19 protein-coding genes are annotated in these 22,764 nt (G+C 71.5%); 10 read left to right on the top strand and 9 right to left on the bottom strand.

The annotated features are described in order from the left end of the window. The first annotated feature begins 123 nt into the window (after positions 1 to 123). From ACSMXX_RS00950 to ACSMXX_RS00935, 4 genes are all read left to right on the top strand, one after another. Positions 124 to 948: a helix-turn-helix domain-containing protein gene (locus ACSMXX_RS00950; protein WP_473182102.1), complete on the top strand. Its 825-nt coding sequence runs from the start codon at positions 124 to 126 to the stop codon at positions 946 to 948. 3 nt (positions 949 to 951) lie between these two features. After that, positions 952 to 1,188 carry a DUF397 domain-containing protein gene (locus tag ACSMXX_RS00945; protein ID WP_473182101.1) on the top strand — a complete coding sequence of 79 codons (237 nt, stop codon included), beginning with the start codon at positions 952 to 954 and terminating at the stop codon, positions 1,186 to 1,188. Next, positions 1,166 to 2,026, top strand: coding sequence for an SAM-dependent methyltransferase (locus ACSMXX_RS00940; protein ID WP_473182100.1), 861 nt, complete (start codon positions 1,166 to 1,168; stop codon positions 2,024 to 2,026). Before ACSMXX_RS00945 ends, ACSMXX_RS00940 begins: the two co-directional genes overlap by 23 nt. A 488-nt stretch (positions 2,027 to 2,514) precedes the next feature. Next, the gene (locus ACSMXX_RS00935) at positions 2,515 to 3,315 is read left to right on the top strand and encodes an SGNH/GDSL hydrolase family protein (protein ID WP_473182099.1); all 801 of its coding nucleotides are present in this window, start codon (positions 2,515 to 2,517) and stop codon (positions 3,313 to 3,315) included. 73 nt (positions 3,316 to 3,388) lie between these two features. Here ACSMXX_RS00935 and ACSMXX_RS00930 read toward each other — a convergent pair whose 3' ends face one another. Further along, positions 3,389 to 4,915 carry an SWIM zinc finger family protein gene (locus ACSMXX_RS00930; protein ID WP_473182098.1) on the bottom strand — a complete coding sequence of 509 codons (1,527 nt, stop codon included), beginning with the start codon at positions 4,913 to 4,915 and terminating at the stop codon, positions 3,389 to 3,391. Continuing rightward, positions 4,912 to 8,043 (bottom strand): DEAD/DEAH box helicase, encoded by a 3,132-nt coding sequence (locus ACSMXX_RS00925; protein WP_473182097.1) that lies wholly within the window; start codon positions 8,041 to 8,043, stop codon positions 4,912 to 4,914. Before ACSMXX_RS00925 ends, ACSMXX_RS00930 begins: the two co-directional genes overlap by 4 nt. Before the next feature lie 170 nt (positions 8,044 to 8,213). Between ACSMXX_RS00925 and ACSMXX_RS00920 the strand changes: the two genes are divergently transcribed. Both ACSMXX_RS00920 and ACSMXX_RS00915 read left to right on the top strand, forming a co-directional pair. Beyond that, a complete protein-coding gene (locus ACSMXX_RS00920; RefSeq protein WP_473182096.1) occupies positions 8,214 to 8,396 on the top strand; it encodes a hypothetical protein in 183 nt (60 codons plus the stop codon). Positions 8,397 to 8,471: 75 nt separating this feature from the next. Further along, positions 8,472 to 9,383 (top strand): hypothetical protein, encoded by a 912-nt coding sequence (locus ACSMXX_RS00915; RefSeq protein WP_473182095.1) that lies wholly within the window; start codon positions 8,472 to 8,474, stop codon positions 9,381 to 9,383. A 127-nt stretch (positions 9,384 to 9,510) separates the two neighbouring features. Here the strand turns inward: ACSMXX_RS00915 and ACSMXX_RS00910 are convergent, their stop codons facing one another. Further along, positions 9,511 to 10,296 carry a hypothetical protein gene (locus ACSMXX_RS00910; protein ID WP_473182094.1) on the bottom strand — a complete coding sequence of 262 codons (786 nt, stop codon included), beginning with the start codon at positions 10,294 to 10,296 and terminating at the stop codon, positions 9,511 to 9,513. Positions 10,297 to 10,384: 88 nt separating this feature from the next. Here ACSMXX_RS00910 and ACSMXX_RS00905 point away from each other — a divergent pair, with 88 nt between their 5' ends. Continuing rightward, positions 10,385 to 11,287 carry an oxygenase MpaB family protein gene (locus tag ACSMXX_RS00905; protein ID WP_473182093.1) on the top strand — a complete coding sequence of 301 codons (903 nt, stop codon included), beginning with the start codon at positions 10,385 to 10,387 and terminating at the stop codon, positions 11,285 to 11,287. A 38-nt stretch (positions 11,288 to 11,325) separates the two neighbouring features. On the opposite strand, the gene ACSMXX_RS00900 is transcribed toward ACSMXX_RS00905, so the two are convergent. Together ACSMXX_RS00900 and ACSMXX_RS00895 are read right to left on the bottom strand one after the other, a co-directional pair. Next, positions 11,326 to 11,937: a class I SAM-dependent methyltransferase gene (locus ACSMXX_RS00900; protein WP_473182092.1), complete on the bottom strand. Its 612-nt coding sequence runs from the start codon at positions 11,935 to 11,937 to the stop codon at positions 11,326 to 11,328. A 45-nt stretch (positions 11,938 to 11,982) separates the two neighbouring features. Then, the gene (locus ACSMXX_RS00895; protein WP_473182091.1) at positions 11,983 to 12,411 is read right to left on the bottom strand and encodes a PPOX class F420-dependent oxidoreductase; all 429 of its coding nucleotides are present in this window, start codon (positions 12,409 to 12,411) and stop codon (positions 11,983 to 11,985) included. 128 nt (positions 12,412 to 12,539) lie between these two features. Between ACSMXX_RS00895 and ACSMXX_RS00890 the strand changes: the two genes are divergently transcribed. Next, the gene (locus ACSMXX_RS00890; protein WP_473182090.1) at positions 12,540 to 12,932 is read left to right on the top strand and encodes a roadblock/LC7 domain-containing protein; all 393 of its coding nucleotides are present in this window, start codon (positions 12,540 to 12,542) and stop codon (positions 12,930 to 12,932) included. Between the two features lie 265 nt (positions 12,933 to 13,197). Further along, complete coding sequence (locus ACSMXX_RS00885; protein WP_473182089.1) at positions 13,198 to 14,307, top strand: DUF6397 family protein; 1,110 nt, start codon at positions 13,198 to 13,200, stop codon at positions 14,305 to 14,307. On the opposite strand, the gene tesB is transcribed toward ACSMXX_RS00885, so the two are convergent. Further along, a complete protein-coding gene (gene tesB, locus ACSMXX_RS00880) occupies positions 14,288 to 15,154 on the bottom strand; it encodes an acyl-CoA thioesterase II (RefSeq protein WP_473182088.1) in 867 nt (288 codons plus the stop codon). The two genes, ACSMXX_RS00885 and tesB, sit on opposite strands and share 20 nt — an antisense overlap. A 79-nt stretch (positions 15,155 to 15,233) precedes the next feature. Further along, positions 15,234 to 17,762: a DEAD/DEAH box helicase gene (locus ACSMXX_RS00875; RefSeq protein WP_473182087.1), complete on the bottom strand. Its 2,529-nt coding sequence runs from the start codon at positions 17,760 to 17,762 to the stop codon at positions 15,234 to 15,236. Positions 17,763 to 17,941: 179 nt separating this feature from the next. Between ACSMXX_RS00875 and ACSMXX_RS00870 the strand changes: the two genes are divergently transcribed. Then, positions 17,942 to 18,736 (top strand): metal-dependent hydrolase, encoded by a 795-nt coding sequence (locus ACSMXX_RS00870; protein ID WP_473182086.1) that lies wholly within the window; start codon positions 17,942 to 17,944, stop codon positions 18,734 to 18,736. 82 nt (positions 18,737 to 18,818) lie between these two features. On the opposite strand, the gene ACSMXX_RS00865 is transcribed toward ACSMXX_RS00870, so the two are convergent. Next, entirely contained in the window at positions 18,819 to 20,633 is a 1,815-nt protein-coding gene (locus ACSMXX_RS00865; RefSeq protein WP_473182085.1) for an ABC transporter ATP-binding protein, read from the bottom strand. Beyond that, a complete protein-coding gene (locus ACSMXX_RS00860) occupies positions 20,630 to 22,609 on the bottom strand; it encodes an ABC transporter transmembrane domain-containing protein (RefSeq protein ID WP_473182084.1) in 1,980 nt (659 codons plus the stop codon). The genes ACSMXX_RS00865 and ACSMXX_RS00860 overlap by 4 nt, the downstream gene beginning before the upstream one ends. Positions 22,610 to 22,764 lie beyond the last annotated feature (155 nt).

Genomic DNA, 22,764 nt, shown 5'->3' with positions numbered 1-22,764 from the left:
CGTTCGAGCCAGGCTGTGCTCGCGCAAGACGTCCATGCCAAACTGCTTGCCCATGACAGGAGTTGGAGGCGAGAGATAGTGGTGGACTCGCGGCCGGGCGGTGGCGCGCCCACGGTTCTGCGGGTGGTTCTCGGCCGCCGTCTGCAGCATCTGCGGGAGCGGTGCGGCCTGTCGTACGAGGAGGCAGGGCAGGCGCTCGACGTCACGCACGCCACGGTCCGGCGGATGGAGAAGGCCGAAGTCGGGCTGAAGGTCCTGTACGTGGAGAAGCTGCTGCAGACCTACGGCGTGACCGACCGTACGGAGGTCGACCAGTTCCTCTCCCTGGCGCGTCAGGCCAACCAGCCCGGCTGGTGGCACCGTTACCGCGACGTACTGCCCGAGTGGTTCAGCGCGTTCGTGAGCCTGGAGAGCGAGTCGCACGTCATTCGCGCGTACGAACCGCACTACGTACCGGGGCTGTTGCAGACCGAGGGGTACTCACGGGCGGTGCTGCGCGCCGGAATGCCCCACGCTCCGGAGGAGGAGATCCGGCGTCAGGTCGCACTGCGGATGGAGCGCCAGGCCGTTCTGGAACGGGAAGAGCCGCCCATGCTGTGGGTGGTGATGGACGAGACGGTGCTGCGCCGCTCCCTCGGCGGACCCGACGTGATGCGTGAGCAGATCGACGTCCTCATCGAGGTCGGCCGGCGTCCCCAAGTGCGGCTCCAGGTCATGCCGTTCGGTGCCGGGCCCCACCCGGCGATGTACGGCCCGTTCCACCTCTTCCGATTCCCCATCGATGAACTGCCGGATGTCGCATGCGCCGAAAGCCTGGTCGGGGCCGTCTACTTCGATCAGCGCGACGACGTGACGACCTTCCTGGAGGCACTGGACCGGATGTGTGCCCAGGCCGCGCCCGTTTCGCGGACGGAGGCGATCCTCAGTGCAATGCGCAAGGAGATCTGAACCATGGGTCGTATCTACAACGGCATGCCCGCCAAACACCTCGGCACCGAGGGCTGGCACAAGCCCTGGAGCGGCGGTAACGGCGGCAGCTGTGTGGAGGCTCTGAAGCTGGACGACGGGCGGGTCGCACTCCGCCAGTCCACGGACCCCGACGGGCCCGCTCTCATCTACACCCCCCACGAGATCAGGAAGTTCATTCAGGGCGTTCAGGCCGGCGATGCCGACTTCCTGCTCGCCTGACCTGCAACACAGGGAGGACCACGTGTCGGAGACGGGCTTCAGCCCTGAGCAGATCGACACCTCCACGCCGCATCCGGCCCGGATGTACGACTACTTCCTGGGCGGCATGGACAACTACGCGGTCGACAGGGAGGCTGCCGAACGCGTCCTCGGACACGCGCCGTTCATCCGTCCCACCGCGCAGGGGAACCGTGTCTTCCACCACCGGGCGGTGCGTACCGTGGTGCAACGCGGCATCCGGCAGATCATCGACATCGGCACGGGCATCCCCACTTCGCCCAACACCCACGAGGTGGCGCGGGCCGAAGCGCCGGACACACGCGTGGTCTACGTCGACAACGACCCCATCGTGGCGACCTACGCCGGTGCGAAGCTGACCAACTCCGGGAACGCGGGCTTCGTCCTGGGCGATCTGCGCGAACCCGACGCGCTCCTCGACGACCCCGTCACTCAGGGCCTGATCGACTTCGGTGAGCCGGTCGCTCTGACGCTCTGCGCCGTGGTCCACTTCGTCGTCGACGACGAGGGCCCCCGGGAGATCCTCTCCGCGCTCACCAGCCGTCTGCCCGAGGGCAGTTGCCTGATCCTGTCGCACATCACCGCCGACTTCGACGAGGCCGACGAGATGGCGCAGGCGTCGGAGGTGTACAAGAACTCGACGGCGCAGCTCATCTCCCGCGGATACGACGAGGTCCTGTCCTTCTTCGACGGCTTCGAGCTGCTCGAACCGGGCCTGGTCAAGCCGCCGTTGTGGCGCCCGGACGGTCCCGTTCCCGGCGAGGACGAGCTGTACGACCACCGAGGCTACGCGGGCGTCGGAGTCAAGGGCGGCGCATAACGAGGGCGACTGCCGTGACTTGCGGCCGGAGGCGGCCACGCCGGGCAGGGCCGGCAGCCGTCACGGGGGCGGCGGTGATTTCTGCCGGCGCTGTCTGTGTGTGCGGCCAGGTGTACGGGCTCCGGTGAGCGTGGGGCGACAAGTGCCGTGCCCCAGGCGATAGTCGGGCAAGCCGGGCGCTGTTCCGGGCCGCATGGACCTACGCGCGTAACTCCCGACTGCCCCTGCGTGTAGGGATCTTCGCCGTGTGGAAGCAACCTCACGGTACCCGCGCGTCATGACCGGGCTGTGAGTCGGCCTGCCTGCCTGCCTGTCTGCAGTGAAAGCGCTTGCCCGTATCCGAGGCTCCGTCAACACCCTTGCTCCGCAAGGGGTTCACGTTTTCGGCAGCATTCTTGACATGAGCACTTCCAGTTAAGCCCGGCTCCTGATAACTGTGTACATGACAAAGGAACCCTCCATGTCCACCCCCCACCATGAGAGGTCCCATGAATCGACGCAGATGGACGACCGTGGCTGCCGCCTCGGCGTCCTTCCTGGGAGTGACCACCCTTACCGGTGCCGCGCCCGCCCTCGAGCAGGACGCGGCACCGGCGTACGTCGCCCTCGGCGACTCCTACTCCTCCGGGCTGGGAGCGGGCGACTACGGTGACAGCGGTGACTGCAAGCGGAGTGCGAACGCGTACTCCGAGCAGTGGGCCGCGGCCAACTCGCCGGCCTCGTTCGACTTCACGGCGTGCTCCGGCGCCCGCACGGGCGACGTGCTCTCCGGCCAGCTGGGGCCGCTCAACTCCTCGACCGGTCTGGTGAGCATCAGCATCGGAGGAAACGACGCGGGCTTCGCCGACACCATGCAGGCATGTGTGCTGCAGGGCGAGAGCGTGTGCCTGGAGAAGATCGAGGAAGCGAAGAGCTACATCACGGGGACCCTTCCCGGTGAACTCGACTCCGTCTACAACGCCATCAGCGAGCGTGCGCCCTCCGCCAAGGTCGTGGTGCTGGGCTATCCCCGCATGTACAAGCTGGACGGCGAGTGCTCCGTCGGCATCAGCGAGGCGTCACGCGCGGCCATCAACTCCGCGTCGGACACGCTCAACGAGACGATCGCCAAGCGGGCGGCCGACCACGGCTTCTCGTTCGGCGATGTTCGCGACGCCTTCACCGGACACGAGATCTGCTCCGGCGACTCGTGGCTGCACAGCGTCACCTTCCCGATCGGGGAGTCCTACCACCCGACCGTGAACGGACAGACCAGCGGCTATCTGCCGGCCATGGAGCAGAACGCGTAACACCGCGTGCTGAACCCGTACTTCATCTGTACGTGTACGGCGCGGCACTCTCCCCGGCCGGGGCGGGCGGAGCTCAGGCTCTCCCGTCCCGGCCGGGTTCGCTGTGCCCGGCGGCGACCGCCAACGCGGCGGCCGGGTCCTGCTCGGGACCGCCGGCGGGCCACCAAGTGCCGTTCCCTTCCCGGCGGTAGGGCCACCAGCGGCCGTCACGTCCATAGCGGAGCTGGGCTTCGCCGCCGGGTGTGCTCCAGCGGTTGTCCTCGCCACGCAGGATCCAGCCTGGCAGGTCCTCGCCGTGCAGGTCCGCCGCCGGGTCCGGCAGGCCCGGCGTACCGGAAGGCTCAGGAGACGGTTCCGGCTCCGTCTCCGTCTCCGTCTCCGCGAGAGCGGTGGCGAGCCGGCCACGGACATGTGCCAGCGTCTCCGGGTCCGGGGCCCACGGTTCCTCCCATACGGACAGCCCTTCGGCACCTCCCAGTTCCCAGGCCCGTACGGCCGGCCGCAGCCGGGCCGGGGTGAGTCCGCAGCCGCTCGCGAGCCGCCCGGTGATCCGCTCGCCGGGCCCGTGCGCGGCCAGCCGCACGGCGTCGTGCCGGCGGGTGAGCGGTACGGGCAGCGCACTGACGGCGTGCGAAGGTGCCAAGGCCTCCTGGAGCATCCGCCGTGCCCGGGCAGCAGCGTCCGAGGCGAGCAACTCCAGGGCCTCGAGGTCCAGTCCCGGAGGGGCGGGGGATGTGCCGCCCGCCGGTGAGGGCGGCGTGCCCGCTTCCGTGACCGGCTCCGGAAGGGCGGGCAGCGGAGGCAGGTCGCCGGCGAGGGCGTAGGCCTCGGCGGCCGGAACGGCCGCCGGAACAGCCGCCGGGCGACGGCCAGTTGTGCGGCCGTCGCCGTCGCCGTGTGCGTCCTCCGCCCCCTCCTCGTCGGCCGGGTCCCCTGGAGCGGCGGGTGCGGCTCCGGCGGAGCCGCGCATGCCGAGTCCGGCGAGGAACCTGCTCTCCGTACGCCCCCGCAGCAACAGCAGTACGAAAGGGTCCTCGTCGAGCAGTCGCGCCGTCTGGTAGCACAGCGCGGCCGTGTGCGGGCACAGGTCCCAGGCCCCGCAGTCACATGTGGCGTCCAAGTCGCCGATGCCCGGGAGGAGTTCGACGCCGGCGCTCTCTGCGTCCTCCACGAGGCGCGGCGGCATGTCCCGGTCGAGCAGTGCGGCGACGTGTCCCGCCTCGCGCCCCGCGACCCCCTGCAGCCGTTCCCACTCGGCGTCTGTGAACTCCCGTAGCAGCACATCGGCGCGCTGCGGTGCGCCGTCCGCTCCGCGCACCACTGCGGTGATGCTCCCCGGACGCACCGAGACCGCGCCGACGGCACCCTGGCGCGCCAACCGGCGTCCCCGTCGCAGCTGTTCGGCCTCCAGCGCCGTGTCCTCAAGCGCCTTCAGCCACCGCAGGCCCCACCACGTACGCGCGAAGGCCCGGCCACGCGCGGGCGGCAGTGCGGCGAAGATGCGTTCACCGTCGCCGCCGTGCCGCCCGGCGTCCCCGAAGCCGCTGTCGCCGTCGTCCCCGTCCCCGTCTCCGGGCCGCGTTCCGCCGGTCCGTGTCATGTGCGGCTCCTTCGCAGTTCGACGAGGTCCGCGAGCTCGCTGTCGGAGAGCTCCGTCAGCGCCGCCTCGCCGGAGCCGAGCACCGCGTCGGCGAGAGCCTGCTTGCGCTCCAGCATCGCGGCGATGCGGTCCTCGACGGTCCCTTCGGTGATGAGTCTGTGCACCTGCACCGGCCTGTCCTGCCCGATGCGGTAGGCGCGGTCGGTGGCCTGTGCCTCGACGGCCGGATTCCACCAGCGGTCGTAGTGGACGACATGGGTTGCCCGGGTCAGATTGAGGCCCGTGCCCGCCGCCTTGAGGGAGAGCAGGAAGACCGGCGCTCCGCCGGCCTGGAACTCCCGCACCATCTCCTCCCGTTGTGCGACGGGCGTACCGCCGTGCAGCAGGCGCGACCGCACGCCACGGCCGGTGAGATGCCGCTCAAGCAGCCGTGCCATCCGTACGTACTGAGTGAAGACCAGGACGCCGCCCGGGTCCTCCCCGGCGAGGATCGCTTCGAGCAACTCGTCCAGCAGCTCCAGCTTTCCGGAGCGTCCTGCCAGTACGGGAGCGTCCTCCTTGAGGTAATGCGCCGGATGGTTGCAGATCTGCTTGAGGGAGGTCAGCAGCTTCACGACGAGGCCGCGGCGGGCGAAGCCGCCGGTTCCGCCGAGTTCGGCGAGGCCCTCGCGGACGACCGCTTCGTAGAGTCCGGCCTGCTCGGCGGTGAGGGAGACGGCCCGGTCGGTCTCGGTCTTCGGCGGCAGTTCGGGCGCGACGCCCGGGTCGCTCTTGCGGCGGCGCAGCAGGAACGGGCGCACGAGCCGGGCCAGCCGCTCGGCACCTGCCGGGTCACCGCCCTCGGCGGCCTCCGCGTAGCGTCTGCGGAAGGTGCCCAGACGGCCGAGCAGCCCCGGAGTGGCCCAGTCGAGGACGGACCACAGCTCGGAGAGGTTGTTCTCCACCGGGGTGCCGGTGAGGGCGACGCGTGCGCCGCCGGGGACCGTTCGCAGCGCCCTGGCGGTCGCGGAGAAGGGGTTCTTCACATGCTGGGCCTCGTCGGCGACGACCATGCCCCAGCTCCGCTCACCCGGAGGGGCGGCGAGCCGGGCGGCGTCCAGCCGCATCGTGCCGTACGTCGTCAGTACGAACTCGCCGTCCTCCAGGTCCTCCAGGCTGCGCGACGGTCCGTGGTAGCGGCGTACCGGTGTGCCTGGAGCGAACCGTTCCGTCTCACGCTGCCAGTTGCCCATCAGCGACGCCGGACAGACCACCAGCGTGGGGCCGCTCGTGGCGGGATCCAGCTGCCGGTGCAGATGGAGAGCGATCAGCGTGACGGTCTTGCCCAGGCCCATGTCGTCGGCGAGACAGGCGCCCAGACCGAGTGACGTCATCGTCTCGAGCCAGTCCAGGCCGCGGAGTTGATAGTCGCGCAGCGTCGCACGGAGGGCTTGCGGCTGCCGGACCGCGGGAACGCCCGCGGACCGCGGGTCCGACAGCTCCGACAGGCGGGCGCGCAGCGCCTCCAGCCGGCCGGAGGCACGCACCTCGACGAGCCCGCCCCCGAGCCCGCCCCCGGCCTCGGTCGTGCCCGTGAGAGCCGCGCCCAGCGCTTCGAGGGGGGTGACGCCGGTGTGCCGCCGCTGCCTGGCGCGGCGGACGGCTGCGGGATCGATCAGCACCCACCGGCCGCGCAGCCGGGCCAACGGCCGCCCGGCCTCCGCCAGTTGCTCCAGCTCCTGTGCGGTCAGCTCCGTTCCGCCGACCGCGAGACGCCAGTCGAAACCGAGCAGCGTGCCGGCACCCAGGAGCGAGGGCGGAGCGGTCGGGTGGCTGTCCGCGTCTGCTCGCGGTCCGGCGCCGGCGGCCGTCGTGATGACCGCATGCGTCGTCACCTCGCGGGCGAGCCGGCCGGGCCAGTGCACCTGTACTCCTGCGGCTTCCAGGGCCTCGGACACCGGGGCGGAGAGGAGTTCGGAGATCTCCTCGTCGTCCAGTTCGACGCGGTCCGGGACCGGGGCCGACAGCAGCGGGGTCAGCGCGTCCCAGGCTGCTGCGGCCCGGCGCAGCGTCAGGAGAGTGTCGGTACGGACGCGTGGGCCGAAGGCCTCCGCGGCGCGTGAGGCACCGGGCCAGACCTCGGCGGCGTCGGCGACGAGCCCGGGATCGGTGAGGCTGTGCAGCTGAAGCACGGCGCGGAAGCGCGCGGCGTCCGGTGCGGGCTCCACGTCCGCCGCCGCCTCCTTGTCGGGGGAGGCCTCCTTGTCGGGTGCGGCACCCAGGTCCCTTGCCGCTTCCTCCATGTGCGGTGCGGCCTGTGGACAGGCTGCCGCGGACTCGTCCACGGGCCTGGGCGCGTCCTGGGAATCGTCGTCCGGGAGCCCGCCGACCTCGATGCGCAGGGACAGCCGTACGCCCGCGTCATGTCCGGCGGCGACGTCCGCGGCCCACTCCTGCTGCTCGGGAATGTGCTGCGGAGGCACGCCGGCGAACGCGGGATGACCCGTGGCGAGGTCCGCCGCGGGCGTGCGGGGCAGCACGTCGGCGACGGCGTCGAGGAAGGCACGGAGCTGCGCCTCGGGGGCGGAAAGCAGCAGTGGGGACGAACCGGAAGGGCTTCCCGCTGCCGCGGGCAGTGGCACGGCGTACGCGTGCGGAGGCATCGCCGCCGCCAGCTGCCGCAGCGCTTCGTTCTCCGGCGGCCCGAGAGGGGCGAGCCGCCAGGCGTCGTACCCGGCGGGGCTGAGCCCGGGCAGCAGCCTGCCCTGCGCGGCGAACCGGAGGGCGAGGAGGGCCGCCGCACCCCAGAAGACCGCTGCGGGCGGCCGCTGCCCGGGCGGAGGCGCCGTACGGGCGGCACGGGTCAGTACCGGCAGCGCTTCGCTCACGGTCAGCACGGCGGCAGGGACGGTGCGGGCGCGGACGGAGCCGTCCTCGCCGGGCAGCGCGACGGTCAGCTCTTCGAGGTCTCCGTCCCCGTGTGGGAGCGGTGGTGGCTCCCCGTCCGTACGCCAGAACGCAATGCGTGAGGTGCGGGGCGGGTCGCCGGGCAGCAGCACGGCTTCCGAGAGGGCGAGGGAGGCGAGGTGGGAGGCGGTATGGGAGGCGGTATGGGAGGCGGGGTGGTGGGTGCCGGAGGGCGTTGTCACGGTAGGGGTCGCAGTACCCACGCAATTCCTCAAATTTGACTAGCCGACGTGAGGGGCAGAGGCTACCGCAGGGGAGCGCGAAGCCGGAAACGCAGAGGGAACCCCGGCGGCGGAATCGGCGTTCTAATGGACAGAGGGCGGGCATGCTGACCTGCTCTGAAGGAGGAGACATGACCAACAGAGGCAAGATCGCCGTGACCGGCGTGGCCGTCGGGCTGCTCCTGTGGTGGCTGACCTCGTTCTGGATCGCCCTCGCAGTGATCGTCGGCGTCCCCGTTGTCGCGTACCTGGCTCTCGACCCGTCGCAGCGGAGCCGGCTCCGCAGGCTGAACCGCAAGGAACTCGGCCGCTGACCTCGCCCGGCGGACCTCCCGCCGGTGCGAGAGGTCCCTGTACGCAACCTGCCGCCGGTTCCATAGAGTTGGGCCATGAGTTGGTTGGCGCTGGAGGCCGGTGACGCCGCGACGTGGGGCGGCACCGTGGTCACGTTCGGCATGGCCTGTTACGCGATCGCGCAAGGCGTCGGCCAGCGGCGCGACCTGCGCCGGCAGAACGAACTGCAGGCAGAGGCCTCGCAGTTGCAGCGTCGCCATATCGAGACCACCGAGCGGCGCGCGCTCGCCATGGAGCAGCTTCTGGCACAGGTGACGACTGGGTCCCGGCCGGAGGTGCCGGCTCCGGCGGCGGAGCCGGCTGCATGGCAGCCCGTCCCTCCTCCCCCTCCCGCACAGCAGCAGCCGGTACCGCCTCCGCTTCCGTGGACGGCGTCCGAGGAGGCCCCCGCCGACGAAGACCACTGGGCAGACTCCGGCGCAGTCGAACGGGCAGACTCCGCCGAGCCCTCTCCGCGCGCCGGGGCCGGCCGACCGGACGGCACGGAGGACCGCCACCCGCAGCCCGGCCCATACGGACATCCGGTCCCCGCCGGACCGCCGCCCTCAGCCCCGCCGCCCATTCCCGCGTACGCATACCCGCAGCAAGGCGGATACGCGGCTCCACCGGCGCAGCAGCCTCCGGGCCCGGCCTACACCGGGACTGGTCCGGCTTCGCCGGCTCCCGTGCCGCCCTTTGCGCCGCCGGGCATCTGGCGCATCGAGCGCGTCGGGCGGCACGGCTTCGCCTTGCGCAACACCGGCACCGAGACCCGCACAGGCGTCCGCGTCAGCCGCGAGAACCTGCCCTCCTCCGCCCGCGGTGTCCCGGAGGACGCCGTCGTACGGCCCGGGGAGTCGGCCGAGTTCCTGATGGCCGCCGAGCGGGGGCGGCCGGTGCCGGGCACGGTTCTCGTCTCGTGGCACGGGCAGTTCGGTGAGGTGCAGGTGCCGGTCCCGCAGAGCTGAACCGGCACGGAGCAGGCGGACGAGGCTCGAGACGGAGCGCCGAGGCAGCCAGAGCGACGAGGCGGACAGAGGGCGAACCGGCCAGAGCGCCAAGGCAGGCAGGCAGGCGCGCCGCAGCAGGGCGGTGTCAGGCCGCCGGGCGCAGCGCCATGCCGTCCAACGCCTCCAGAAGGCCGGGCAGTTCGGCCCCCCGTCCCACCGGCAGGACCTCTCCCGGCTCGTCGTCCAGAAGCAGGAACGCGATGTCGTCGGTACGAGCCACCATGCTCCAGCCGGGGCCGTCCGCGCGCAGCGTGCGCGCCTCCCCGGAGGCGAACGCGGAGCGGACGCGGCCGGGGGGCGGCGGGGTGTGCAGATATTCCCGCACTTGTTTCAGCACCCGCTTCACCGACTCGTTGGGGCTCTCACCCGCGTCGACGAACTCCACGTCGTCCTCGACCTGTTCGCGCCACACCGCCCACTGCAGCGCGATCTCGTCGGCGCCGAGCCGCCGCTGCGCGGGCCCCCAGTGCTCCGTGTCCGGCGGTACGAGCGCGGCGCGGCCGCCGTCCGTCTCCGGGTCCGGCGCGGGGTCGTGAGGCGCGGGGACCCCGGGGGCGGAGACGGCCACGTTCAGCGGCCAGCCGGGCAGCGCCGCGGCCACGGAACGGTCGGAGGGGGAGAGGTCGTAATCCATGCCGCAGTCCCACGCGGCGACCGCGCAGGCGACCAGGGTGACGTCGTCGGTGGCCACGGTCCAGCGGGCGCCTGAGCCGTCCTGGCCGAGAACCAGCCCGTATCCCTCGGCGTACGGCTCGAGGCCGAGTCTCGCGCACGCCTCTGGGTAGTCGTCGCCCAGAACGCTCGGAAACTGGGCGGGAGTCAGAAGTACAGCCGTCAGCACATACAGCGCGTCATCGTCCTCGGCGGCCACGGCGCCTCCCCTTCCGTGAGTTCTGGGGAACCTTAACTCTAGAGTCAGTTCGTTCACAGACCAGGGCTGCTGACGGAGGGGACGCGACGTGGGGCGCTACGACCGGCTCAGGCACATCCTGCAACTCGACCCGGAAGAGGACTTCCTGGAGATCTACCGGCTCTCGGCGACCTACGAGTTCCCCTGGGACTTCGCACGCTCGCTGGAACTGGCTCTCTACCGCACCTACGCGGTGCCCAGCATCGGACGGCTGCTGGCCCGTACGGCGGAGCTGACCGACCGTACGCAGAAGCGCTACGACGACACGGCGCTGCTGCTGGACGCCGTGGTCGAGCACGGTTTCACCTCCGCCGAGGGCCGCACCGCCATCCGCCGCATCAACCAGATGCACAACAGCTACGACATCACGAACGACGACATGCGCTATGTGCTCTGCACGTTCGTCGTGATGCCGAAGCGGTGGCTCGACACGTACGGCTGGCGGCGTCTTTCACGTCACGAGCAGGAGGCCTCGGCCGTCTACTACCGCACGCTCGGACGGCACATGGGGATCACCGGAATCCCCGGCGGCTACGGCGAATTCGAGACGTGTCTCGACGAGTACGAAGCCGCACACTTCGGCTGGGACCCGGACTCCCGGCATGTTTCGGACTCGACGCTGGAGCTCATGGCGTCCTGGTATCCGTCGGTGCTCGCTCCGGCGGTACGCGGCGCGAGCAAGGCGCTGCTGGACGACTCGCTGCTGCGGGCCTTCCGTTACGGACCGCCACGGCCGGGCGTTCGCAAGCTCGTACGGGGTGCCCTGCGGGCGCGGGCGCGTGCCGTACGGCTGATGCCGCCGCGGCGCACGCCGCACTACGCACGGCAGAACCCGGAGATCAAGGGGTATCCGGGCTATCCGGTGGGCTACCGCCTGGAGGACCTGGGCACGTTCCCCGGGCGTGAGGCGCGGGGCGCCGGCGGATGTCCGGTGCCGCACGGCAAGGCGTAGCGGAACGGCGGAGTGGAGTCACCCCGTCCCTGCTGCGTTCACCGTGTCCGTGACGCCAGTGCCAGATAGCGGTCCTCGTCGTCGGCCAGCGACGTCAACTGCCAGCCCGAACCGGCGAGCAGCGTACGGAGGTTGGGCTCGGCGCGGACGTCGTCCGCAGTCAGGGTGCGGCCCTGCCGCGCGGCGAGCACCGCGCGGCCGACGGGATGGAAGAGGGCGAGAGTGCCGCCCGGACGCACGACACGGGCCAGCTCGCGCAGGCCCGAATCCGGCCCGGCCAGATGGGAGATGAGACCGGCGGCGAACACCGCGTCGAGGCAGGCGTCGCGCAGCGGAAGCCGGCGGACGTCGGCGAGCAGCAGCCTCGCACAGGAATCCCGCCCCGCGCGCACGGCTTCGGAGATCATCTCCGGGGTGACGTCCGCACCGAGCACGGTGCCGCTGCGGCCTGCGGCGGCACGGAGCGGCGGCAGGGCCCGCCCCGTACCGCAGCCCGCGTCGAGCACCGAATCGCCCTCATGGAGGCCGAGTTCGCCGACCGCTGACTCGTAGGCGGGGCCGTCGTCCGGGAAGCGTGCGTCCCAGCGGGCCGCGCGGACGGAGAAGAACTCACGTACGCGGGCGGTCTCCTCACTCGACTCGTGCGGCATGGGCCTCATGATGACAGACGGCGGAGCTGGGATGAGGTGCGCCGGTCAGTCCGCGAGGCCCGAGAGCGCCACGACCTTTCCGATGCGTACCCGTACGAGCAACTCGCCCGGCACCGCGTTGCGTGCGCCGAACTCCGCCCCTGCCTCATCGCCCATGTAACGGGCGCCGATGCGGGTGGCCCAGTGCAGCATTTCGTCCATGTCGCGGCTCAACTCGGCGCGGCCGTCCAGGACCACGAAAGAGAACGGCGGCCGTTCGTCGTCCACACAGAGGGAGACGCGGCCGTCGCGGGCGAGATTGCGCCCCTTGACCGTGTCCTCACCTGTGTTGAAGAGCAGATCGTCACCGTCGAGCACGAACCACACGGGGGCGACGTGGGGCCGTCCGTCCGCGCGGACCGTGGAGAGTTTGCCCGTACGTGTGCCCTCGGAGATGAAGCCGCGCCACTCGTCTTCCGTCATCTTCACAGCCATGAGTCCATACTGCGCCATGCGTACACGGTTCGTGGCGCTGAGTGCGGCACGTGAGCGTGTGGTTGCTCGCCGCGTTGTGGTGGGTAAGGGTGGCACGGCAGCAGCTGAGGAGAAGGGGGAACGCCGCGATGGCGCTGAACACAGGGCTCGACTGGCTGCTCGATGACCTGACGGAGCGGATCTCGTCCGTACGGCACGCGATGGTGCTCTCGACCGACGGCCTGGTCACCGCGAACAGTCAGACCCTGGAGAAGGCCGACGCCGAGCATCTCGCCGCAGTGGCGTCCGGTCTGCAGTCCCTGGCGAAGGGGTCGGGGATGCAGTTCGGTTCGGGACGGGTGCGGCAGACGATGATCGAGTTCGAGGAGGGATTGCTCTTCGTGACCTCCGCGGGCGAGGGAAGCTGCCTGTGCGTGCTGACAGGCGACGACACCGACGTCGGCGCCGTCGCCTACGAGATGACTCTGCTGGTGAACCGCGTCGGCGAGCATCTCGGACTGGCGGCGCGCAACGGCACCTAGCGCGGACACGTCCTGGTGCAGGACGGTACGCGGCACGGGTCCCGCCGGACTGGACCGGACCGGCGGATTCGCCGACGCCCGGCCCGTCGGCCGAGTTATCCACAGGGCCGGGCGGGATGCCGCTCCGTGGTCTACCGTCGTCACTGTGAGTAGCCGGATGGCTGCTTTTGAACGGGACCGGGTCTGGACCGCGTCAGAACCGGCTCTGGACCGGATCAGGGCGGGATCACGCCTCAGACGACGACCGTACGACGGGGGAGAGACCATGCGTGACGATGTCGCGATGAGCACGGCGGCGAGGGAACTGGGCCTGGGTCGCGGGGCGATGGAGCTGGCCGTGCAGCTGGGAGAGGTGCGCACCGTGCGCGCGGTGCGCGCGGTGCATGCCGGGGCGGTGCATGCCGCTGGAGCGGCTCACGCCGTCCGCGCGGCGGCTGCCTGGGGGCGGACGCCCCGCAGGGTGGCCCGGGCGGAACTGGCCCGGCTGCGGGCCGCCGAGGACTTCCCGGACGGGCTGCGGGAGCGGCTGCGCGTGGTGGACGGGGGCGGCGGCGCGCGGCTGCTCGGAGTCACCACGGCGCGGTTCGCGCGCCTGGCGCGGGGCGGCTGCTTCAGTCCGGTGCGCTTCTATGTGAACCGCTACGGAACCGTGGTGTGGCTGTATCCGGAGACGGAACTGCGTGCCTTCGCCGAGAGCCGGCCCGAGCTGCTTGCCGGAAGACTGCCGCGCGGACTGCGCATGCTGCTGGCGGAGGGGGTGGACCTGCGAGCCGGGCACTGGCGCGGCCGCCGGGTCGGCACGCTGTGCCGGGAGGCGGACGGGCCATGGGAAGCGGCCGCGGCGCGGGCGGCGCTGCTCAGCGAGGAGGCCCTGGAGGAAGCCGTCCCCGATGCGGGTGAACGGGCCCGACTGAGCGCCCTCAGGCCTGAGTTGGCGCCGTTCCGGGCAAGGTCGGCCGCCGTACGGGAGGTGGTGGAAGCCCTGTGCAAGGCGGCCGGTGAGGACGAGGTCTTCTGGCAACGGCTCATGCTCGCCGCCGACTTGGAGAGCGCACGCGCGTCCGGCGAGTCCGCGGCGACATCGGTGGCCGCCGGTCCCGCGCGTCCGTCCGCTCCGGCCGGCGGCGCAGTCGTGACAGGGGAGCCGTACGGCGGCCGGGGTGCCGCGAAGGCACAGGCCTCATCGCCGGTGCGGCACCCCGCCGGGCGGGGGTCGCCGTGCCCGGGCGCCGGCGCGGGCCGCGCGAGGACGCGTGCCGTCGAGCGGAGGGCCCGGGCACTGACGGGGCTGCACGCAAGGCGGCAGCGCCCCGTCCCGTCGCGCCCCGACGTATTGCGTGCACGGAGGCGAGGGCTCAGCCGCCCAGCTTTCTGAACAGACCCTCCTGCATCACCGAGACGATCAACTGGCCGTCGCGGTCGAAGATCTGGCCGCGTGCCAGTCCGCGGCCGCCGGTCGCGATGGGTGACTCCTGCTGGTACAGGAACCACTCGTCCGCGCGGAACGGCCGGTGGAACCACATCGCGTGATCCAGGGAGGCCATGTCGAAGCCCCGCGGACCCCACAGCGGTTCGACGGGGATACGTACGGCGTCGAGGAGCGTCATGTCGCTGGCGTAGGTGAGGGCGCAGGTGTGCACGAGCGGGTCGTCGCTGAGCGAGCCGCTTGCCCGCATCCACACTCCGCTGCGCGGCTCCGCGTCGCGCAGTGACCCGGAGTCCCAGCGCAGCCGCTCCACATAGCGGATGTCGAAGGCCATGCGGCGTTCCATGCGCTCCAGGGACTCGGGGAGTTCGCCGAGGTGGTCGCGGATCTCGTCGGCCAGTCTCGGAAGGCTCTCCGGGTCCGGCACGTCGGGCATCGGGACCTGGTGGTCGATGCCGGGCTCCGGCTGATGGAAGGAGGCGGTGAGGTTGAAGATGGTCCGGCCCTGCTGCACGGCCACGACGCGCCGGGTGGTGAACGAGCGGCCGTCCCGCACCCGTTCGACCTGGTACACGATGGGCACCCCGGGGACGCCCGGCCGCAGGAAGTACGCGTGCAGGGAGTGCACCGGCCGGTGGCCGTCCGTGGTGCGCCCCGCGGCGACGAGGGCCTGCCCGGCGACCTGGCCGCCGAACACGCGCTGGAGGTTCTCCTGCGGGCTGCGCCCGCGGAAGATGTCGATCTCGATCCGTTCCAGGTCGAGAAGCCCGGCGAGCTGTTCGGCGGGGCTGGTCATGGTGCGTGCTCCTCTTTCGCGTGCCGGTGACCGGCTCTCGCGTGCCGGTGGCCGGGTTTCACATGCCGCGGACCGGGGCTCAGAGCCGGCCCACGTCGGTCACCTCGATCACGGCGCGGCCCTCCTCGTCGGAGGCTGTCAGATCGACCTCGGCGGAGATGCCCCAGTCGTGGTCGCCCACGGGGTCGGCGAAGGTCTGCCGGACGCGCCACAGTGCGTCCTCGGGCACCTCTTCGATCCGCAGCAGTCCCGGGCCGCGGGCGTCGGGACCGGTGCCCAGGTCGTCGTACTCCTCCCAGTAGCCGTCCATGGCCCTCGCCCAGGCGTCCTCGTCCCAGCCGGACTCGGCGTCCAGCTCGCCCAGTTCACCGGTCTTGTCCAGCGCGGCGAGCTCCACCCGGCGGAACATGGCGTTGCGCACCAGTACGCGGAAGGCGCGGGAGTTGGCGGTGACGGGCCTGACGTGGTCGGCGCGCTCCTGCGCCTCCTCGGCGCTCTCTTCCTCGGGGTTGGCAAGCTGCTCCCACTCGTCCAGCAGGCTGGAGTCGACCTGCCGGACCATCTCGCCGAGCCACTCGATGATGTCCTGGAAGTCCTCGGACTTCTTCTCGTCGGGGACGGTGTGCTCCAGGGCCTTGTAGGCACTGGCGAGGTAGCGCAGCACGATGCCCTCGGTGCGGGCCAGTTCGTAGAAGGAGACGAACTCCGCGAAGGTCATGGCCCGTTCGTACATGTCACGGATGACCGACTTCGGGGAGAGAGGGTGGTCGCCGACCCACGGGTGGGACTTGCGGTAGAGGCCGTAGGCGTGGAAGAGCAGTTCGTCGAGCGGCTGAGGATGGCTGACGTCCATCAGCCGTTCCATACGCTCCTCGTACTCGATTCCGTCGGCCTTCATCTGTGCGACGGCCTCGCCCTTGGCCTTGTTGGTCTGGGCCGCCAGGATCTGGCGGGGGTCGTCGAGCGTGGACTCCACGACGGAGACCATGTCCAGGGCGTAGGACGGGGATTCGGGGTCGAGCAGTTCGAAGGCCGCCAGGGCGAAGGTGGACAGCGGCTGGTTGAGCGCGAAGTCGTGCTGCAGGTCGACGGTGAGCCGCACGGTGCGGCCCTGTGCATCGGGCTCGTCCAGCCGCTCGACGACCCCTCCGTCCAGCAGCGAGCGGTAGATGGCGATCGCTCGGCGGATGTGCCGCAGCTGCGAGCGGCGGTCCTCGTGGTTGTCCTCCAGCAGCTTGCGCATCTGGGCGAAGGCGTCGCCGGGACGTGCGATCACCGACAGCAGCATCGCGTGGGTGACGCGGAAGCGGGAGTTGAGCGGCTCGGGGTCGGAGGCGATCAGCTTCTCGAAAGTCTGCTGCCCCCAGTTGACGAAGCCCTCGGGGGCCTTCTTGCGTACGACCTTCCGGCGTTTCTTGGGATCGTCCCCGGCCTTGGCGAGGGCCTTCTCGTTCTCGATGACGTGCTCGGGGGCCTGGGCGACGACGAAGCCCGAGGTGTCGAAGCCGGCCCGCCCCGCGCGGCCGGCGATCTGGTGGAACTCCCGGGCGCGCAGCGTACGGACACGGGTGCCGTCGTACTTGCTGAGCGCGGTGAACAGCACTGTCCGGATGGGGACGTTGACGCCGACACCGAGCGTGTCGGTGCCGCAGATGACTTTCAGCAGACCCGCCTGCGCGAGCCGTTCCACGAGTCTGCGGTACTTGGGCAGCATGCCTGCGTGGTGCACGCCGACGCCGTGCCGCACGTAGCGCGAGAGATTGCGGCCGAAGCGGGTGGTGAAGCGGAAATTGCCGATGATCTTGGCGATCTCGTCCTTCTCCGCGCGGGTGCACATGTTGATGCTCATCAGCGCCTGAGCCCGCTCCACCGCCTGCGCCTGCGTGAAGTGGACGATGTAGACGGGCGATTGACGGGTCTCCAGAAGTTCCGTGACCGTCTCTGTGAGCCCGGTGGTGCGGTATTCGTACGACAGCGGCACGGGCCGGGTGGCGGAGCGTACGACCGCGGTGTCGCGGCCGGTGCGGCGCGCCAGGTCGTCCTCGAAGCGTGTGACGTCGCCGAGCGTCGCCGACATCAGTACGAACTGCGCCTGGGGGAGCTCCAGAAGCGGGATCTGCCAGGCCCAGCCGCGGTCCGGTTCGGCGTAGAAGTGGAATTCGTCCATCACCACCTGGCCGATGTCGGCCTGAGGGCCGTCCCGCAGCGCGATGGAGGCGAGCACCTCGGCCGTGCAGCAGATGACGGGGGCGTCGGCGTTGACGGACGCGTCACCGGTGAGCATGCCGACGTTCTCGGTGCCGAAGATCTTGCACAGGTCGAAGAACTTCTCCGAGACCAGCGCCTTGATCGGAGCGGTGTAGAAGGTGACCTCGTCCCGGGCGAGTGCGGCAAAGTGGGCACCCGCGGCGACCAGGCTCTTTCCGGAGCCGGTGGGCGTGGAGAGAATCACGTTCGCGCCGGAGACCACCTCGATCAGCGCTTCCTCCTGAGCGGGGTAGAGCGAGATGCCCCTCTCCTCCGCCCAGCCGGAGAAGGCCTCGTAGAGGGCGTCGGGGTCCGCGTCGCTCGGCATCTGATCGATAAGGGTGGCTGTCACGCACCCCATACTGCCTTCCTTGCTTCCGCTACCGGGAACCGGTGGCCGCCCCGTGATCATCTGCCGATACGCTGTCTCGCCGACGAGGTGTCAGCGGACCGGGCGATCACAGTGCGCACGGCGGCAGTTGGGACCGGGGCCGCCCGCGGGCGGCCCCGCCGCGAGCAGCCACAGGGGTGGGGACGGACATGATGGGACCGGCGCATTCGCTGTCGGGGGCGGCCGCATGGCTGGGAGTGGGAGCCGCGGCCGCGGCACTGGACCACCCCATGCCCTGGCCGGTGGTGCTGGCGGGTGCCCTGATCAGCTCGGGTGCTGCCCTGGCCCCGGACCTCGACCACAAGTCGGCCACGATCTCCCGCGCGTTCGGGCCCATATCCCGGGGGCTGTGCGGAGTGATCGACAAGCTCTCCGAGGCCGTCTACAACGCGACCCGCGGGAGCGGCGAGCGGCGCCGCTCCGGAGGGCACCGCACCCTCACACACACCTGGCCGTGGGCGCTCTTCCTCGGTGCGGGCTTCTCCGCGGCAGCGGTCTTCGGCGGCCGCTGGGCGGTGCTGGTGATCCTCTTCATCCACATGGTGCTCGCGGTGGAAGGGCTGCTGTGGCGTGCCGCCCGGGTCTCCAGCGACATCCTCGTGTGGCTGCTGGGCGCGACGAGCGCCTGGATCCTCGCCGACGTCCTCGACCAACCGGGCAACGGCGCGGGGTGGCTCTTCACAGGCCAGGGCCAGGAGTATCTGTGGCTCGGGCTGCCGATCGTGCTGGGTGCGCTGGTCCACAACCTCGGCGACGCGATCACCATCTCGGGCTGCCCGGTCCTGTGGCCCCTGCCGATAAACGGGAAGCGCTGGTATCCGCTGGGCACACCGCAGTTCATGCGCTTCCGCGCCGGGGCGTGGGTGGAGAACTGGCTGCTGATGCCCCTGTTCATGGTGCTCGGCGGTGTGGGAGGGCTCTTCGCGCTCGGCGTCATAGGCTGACCCGCGCGGGCAGGCCGGAGAGAGCCCTTCCGCGGGCCGACCCGGCACAGCCCTGCCCCCGGGCCGACCCGGCCGCGGCCGTTCAGCTGTGCCAGGAGCGCCACAGCGCCGCGTACGCGCCGTCCTCCGCCACCAGGGCGTCGTGACTGCCGAGTTCGCTGATCCGGCCGTCCTCCACGACGGCGATCACATCCGCGTCGTGAGCGGTGTGCAGCCGGTGTGCGATGGCGACGACGGTGCGCCCGTCGAGCACCCGCGCCAGTGAACGCTCCAGGTGCCGTGCGGCACGCGGATCCAGCAGCGACGTGGCCTCGTCCAGCACCAGCGTGTGCGGATCCGCCAGCACCAGCCGGGCCAGGGCGATCTGCTGGGCGTGAGCGGGGGCGACGGAGATCCCGCCGGAGCCGACCTCGCTGTCCAGACCGTCAGGCAGGGACCGCGCCCACTCGCCGGCGTCCACCGCGCCCAGCGCGGCCCACAGTTCGGCGTCGCTCGCGCCCGTACGGGCCAGCAGCAGGTTGTCGCGGAGCGATCCGACGAAGACGTGGTGTTCCTGGTTGACGAGTGCGACATGGCGGCGGACCCGCTCCGCGGGCATCCGTGACAACTCGGCCTCGCCCAGGGCGACATGGCCGGTGCCCGGCCCGTAGATGCCCGCCAGCAGCCGCCCCAGCGTGGACTTGCCCGCCCCCGAGGGGCCCACGAGCGCGACCCGGGTGTCCGGGGGCACTCGCATCGTCACGCCGTGCAGTACGTCGGTGCCGGCGCGGTAGCCGAACCGGACGTCCTCCGCGTGCAGTTCGCGGCCCTTGGGCGCGAGACTCGTGTCACCGGAGTCCGGCTCGATCTCCCGCACCCCCACGAGCCGGCCCAACGAGACCTCGGCGACCTGGAGTTCGTCGTACCAGCGCAGGATCAGCCCGACGGGTTCGAAGAGCATCTGCACAAGCAGCGCACCCGTCGTCAGCTGGCCCACGCCGATCCAGCCCCACAGCACGAAGACGCCGCCGAGGATCAGCACCCCAGCCACGAGCAGCAGGTTGGTGACGTTGACCACGGGGAAGAGGACGGTGCGCAGCCAGAGCGTGTAGCGCTCCCACGCCGTCCACTGCGCCACCCGCAGCTCGGACAGCGCGATGCGGCGCGCGCCCAGCCGGTGGGCCTCCACGGTGCGGCCCGCGTCGACCGTCTCGGCCAGCGCACCGGCGACGGCCGCGTATCCGGCGGCCTCCGAACGGTATGCGCCCGGTGCGCGGCGGTAGTACCAGCGGCAGCCGAACAGCAGCACGGGCAGTGCGACCAGAACCGCGAGCGCCAGCGGCGGCGCGGTGGCCGTGAGCGCCCCGAGCAGCATCGCCGTCCATACGACGCCGATGGACAGCTGCGGGACGGCCTCGCGCATCGCGTTGGCCAGGCGGTCGATGTCCGTGGTGATCCGGGAGAGCAGATCGCCCGTGCCGGCCCGCTCCAGCACCCCGGGCGGCAGGGCGACCGACCGCACCAGGAAGTCCTCACGCAGGTCCGCCAGCATCCGCTCACCGAGCATCGCCCCGCGCAGCCGCACTTCCCGCACGAAGAGGCTCTGGACGGCGAGCGCCAGCAGGAACAGGCCGACGACGCGGCCGAGTTGGAGGTCCTTGCTGCCGGAGGTGAGGTCCTCGACGATGCCGCCGAGCAGATACGGCCCGGCCATCGAGGCCAGTACCGCGACGGCGTTGACGGAGACGAGCGTGACGAACGCACGCCGGTGCCGCCGCAGCAGCTCGCGCACATAGCTGCGGACCGTGGCCGGCCCTCCGACCGGCAGTGTGGTGGCGTTCTCCGAGGCGGCCGGGTCGTAGTCGGGCGGTGCGACGCCGAAGGAGGCGCCGCGGGCGGAGGCCGTGGAAGCGGTCATGCGCGGTCGGCTCCTTCTGCCTGTGCGAGCCGCGGACGGCCGTCCGGTACGGGCGTGGCGGCAGGGGCGGGGGCAGCCCCGGCCCCGGAACCGGCCGCCGTCCCCTCGTCGGGGAGTCCGCCGGCTCCGTCCGGATCGCGTGTGACGACGGACCGGTATCCGGCGTGAGTGCGCAGCAGTTCGCGGTGGGTGCCCGCGGCGAGCACCTCCGCTCCTCGCACGAGGACGACGAGGTCCGCCTGGTCGAGCATCAGCGGGCTCGAGGAGAAGACGACGGTCGTGCGGTCCGCGCGCACCCGCCGCAGGGACCGTGCGATGCGTGCCTCGGTGTGGGCGTCCACGGCCGATGTCGGCTCGTCCAGCACCAGCACCTGCGGATCGGTGACCAGCGAACGTGCCAGCGCGAGCCGCTGCCGCTGGCCGCCCGAGAGGGACCGCCCCCGTTCGGTGACGGACGCTTCGAGCGGATCGCCGCCGGCCTCGGGGCTGCCCTGCGTGAGCGCGTCCAGGACGTCCGCGCACTGCGCGGCGTCCAGTGCGCGCTGTGCCGTCACCGCTCCGGAGCCGGGCACGTCGAGCAGCTCCCGCAGCGTGCCCGAGAGCAGCACCGGGTCCTTGTCCTGCACGAGTACGGCCGTGCGCGCCCTCGCGAGCGGCACACCGTCCAGCGGCACGCCCCCGAGGAGAACCGAGGCGGAGCCGTCGTGCTCCGGCGCATGCCCGCCCAGCCGGTCGGCCAGCCTGCCCGAGGCCTCCGGGTCGCCGCACACCACGGCCGTCAACTGTCCGGCGGAGGCGAGCAGTCCGGTGACGGGGTCGCAGAGGTCGCCGCCGAGGGCGTCGCCCGCTTCCGGCTCCGCCGCCGGCTGCGGGGCCGGTGCCCCGCACGCCGGCTCCGGGCCCGTGCCGGGGCCCGCGCCGGTGCTTCCGGAGTCGGCGCCCTTGTGGCCGGCCTCGCCCTCGCCCTCTCCGTCCCCGCTCGCCCTGCGCAGTGACAGCACGCGGGCGGCCCGCTGCGCGGACGGCCGGGAGAAGGAGTAGGCCATGGCGAACTCCTGGAAGAGCCGCAGCGGGAAGAGGAGGAAGGTCACGGCTCCGTAGACCGTGACCAGTTCACCCACGCCGATGCGCCCGTCCAGGGCGAGCCGGGTGCCGTGCCAGACGACGCCCGCCAGGAGCAGACCCGGCAGCGCGATCTGAATTGCCTCGATCAGCGCCCACATCCGTGCCGTGCGCACGGCCGCGCGGCGGACCTCCTGCGAGGCCCGCCGGTACCGCGTCAGGAACAGTTCCTCGCCGCCGATGCCGCGCAGGACGCGCAGCCCGGCGACGGTGTCCGCCGCCAGCTCCGTGGCCCGTCCCGCCTTCTCCCGCTGCAGATCTGCCCGGCGCGTGGCGCGCGGCAGCAGCGGCAGGACCGTCAGGGCGAGCACCAGCACCCCCACGGAGACCATTGCCCCCAGCTGCGGCTCGTAGAAGACGAGACCGGTGCAGACGCCGACGGTGACGAGGAGGGCCGCGCTGAAACGGGAGGCCGCCTCCACGCACCAGCCGATCTTCTCGATGTCGCCGGTCGAGACGGCGACCACCTCGCCCGCCGCGACCCGCTGGGTGAGTGTCGACCCCAGCGCGGCCGTCCTGCGGGCCAGCAGCTGCTGAACACGCGCCGCGACCGTGATCCAGTTGGTGACCGCCGTGCGGTGCAGCATCGTGTCGCCGACGGTCACCGTGACGGTGATGACGGCGAGCACCGCCCCCGCTTCCGCCAGGCCGCCTCCCGAACCGGACACCACCGCCTGCAGGGCCAGCCCGACGACGGCCGGAACGAAGGCCACCGAGGCCATGTGCAGCGTGCCCCAGCCGAGCGCCTTCGCCTGCCCCCGCAGCTGCCTGCGGCCCAGCCACAGCAGAAAGCGCGCACCCGACCGCACATCGGGGACGCCTGGGTCGGGAAACGGTAGATCGCGAATCTGCATGACGTCCCAGTGCGGTTCGGTACGAGTGGTGACCCGGTGTACACGGCGGTCCGGTGAGGGTGCGGCGGCCGTCCGGCAAGACTCGCCGTGCCGACGTTGTCACGCAACGGGTTTTCAGGCCGGTGACCCCTGCCCGGCTCAACTCCTGCAGCCCG

It is taken from the genome of Streptomyces sp. DSM 116795, assembly GCF_055792905.1.
This window is presented reverse-complemented; position numbering and strand designations above follow the sequence as displayed.

Coding starts and splice junctions, on each gene's coding strand:
- ACSMXX_RS00885 (WP_473182089.1), top strand. CDS start 13,198: ATGCGTGACGATGTCGCGATGAGCACGGCGGCGAGGGAACTGGGCCTG.
- ACSMXX_RS00870 (WP_473182086.1), top strand. CDS start 17,942: ATGATGGGACCGGCGCATTCGCTGTCGGGGGCGGCCGCATGGCTGGGA.
- ACSMXX_RS00875 (WP_473182087.1), bottom strand. CDS start 17,762: ATGGGGTGCGTGACAGCCACCCTTATCGATCAGATGCCGAGCGACGCG.
- ACSMXX_RS00860 (WP_473182084.1), bottom strand. CDS start 22,609: ATGCAGATTCGCGATCTACCGTTTCCCGACCCAGGCGTCCCCGATGTG.
- ACSMXX_RS00915 (WP_473182095.1), top strand. CDS start 8,472: ATGAGTTGGTTGGCGCTGGAGGCCGGTGACGCCGCGACGTGGGGCGGC.
- ACSMXX_RS00935 (WP_473182099.1), top strand. CDS start 2,515: ATGAATCGACGCAGATGGACGACCGTGGCTGCCGCCTCGGCGTCCTTC.
- ACSMXX_RS00945 (WP_473182101.1), top strand. CDS start 952: ATGGGTCGTATCTACAACGGCATGCCCGCCAAACACCTCGGCACCGAG.
- ACSMXX_RS00920 (WP_473182096.1), top strand. CDS start 8,214: ATGACCAACAGAGGCAAGATCGCCGTGACCGGCGTGGCCGTCGGGCTG.
- ACSMXX_RS00865 (WP_473182085.1), bottom strand. CDS start 20,633: ATGACCGCTTCCACGGCCTCCGCCCGCGGCGCCTCCTTCGGCGTCGCA.
- ACSMXX_RS00900 (WP_473182092.1), bottom strand. CDS start 11,937: ATGCCGCACGAGTCGAGTGAGGAGACCGCCCGCGTACGTGAGTTCTTC.
- ACSMXX_RS00890 (WP_473182090.1), top strand. CDS start 12,540: ATGGCGCTGAACACAGGGCTCGACTGGCTGCTCGATGACCTGACGGAG.
- tesB (WP_473182088.1), bottom strand. CDS start 15,154: ATGACCAGCCCCGCCGAACAGCTCGCCGGGCTTCTCGACCTGGAACGG.
- ACSMXX_RS00895 (WP_473182091.1), bottom strand. CDS start 12,411: ATGGCTGTGAAGATGACGGAAGACGAGTGGCGCGGCTTCATCTCCGAG.
- ACSMXX_RS00940 (WP_473182100.1), top strand. CDS start 1,166: ATGCCGACTTCCTGCTCGCCTGACCTGCAACACAGGGAGGACCACGTG.
- ACSMXX_RS00930 (WP_473182098.1), bottom strand. CDS start 4,915: ATGACACGGACCGGCGGAACGCGGCCCGGAGACGGGGACGGGGACGAC.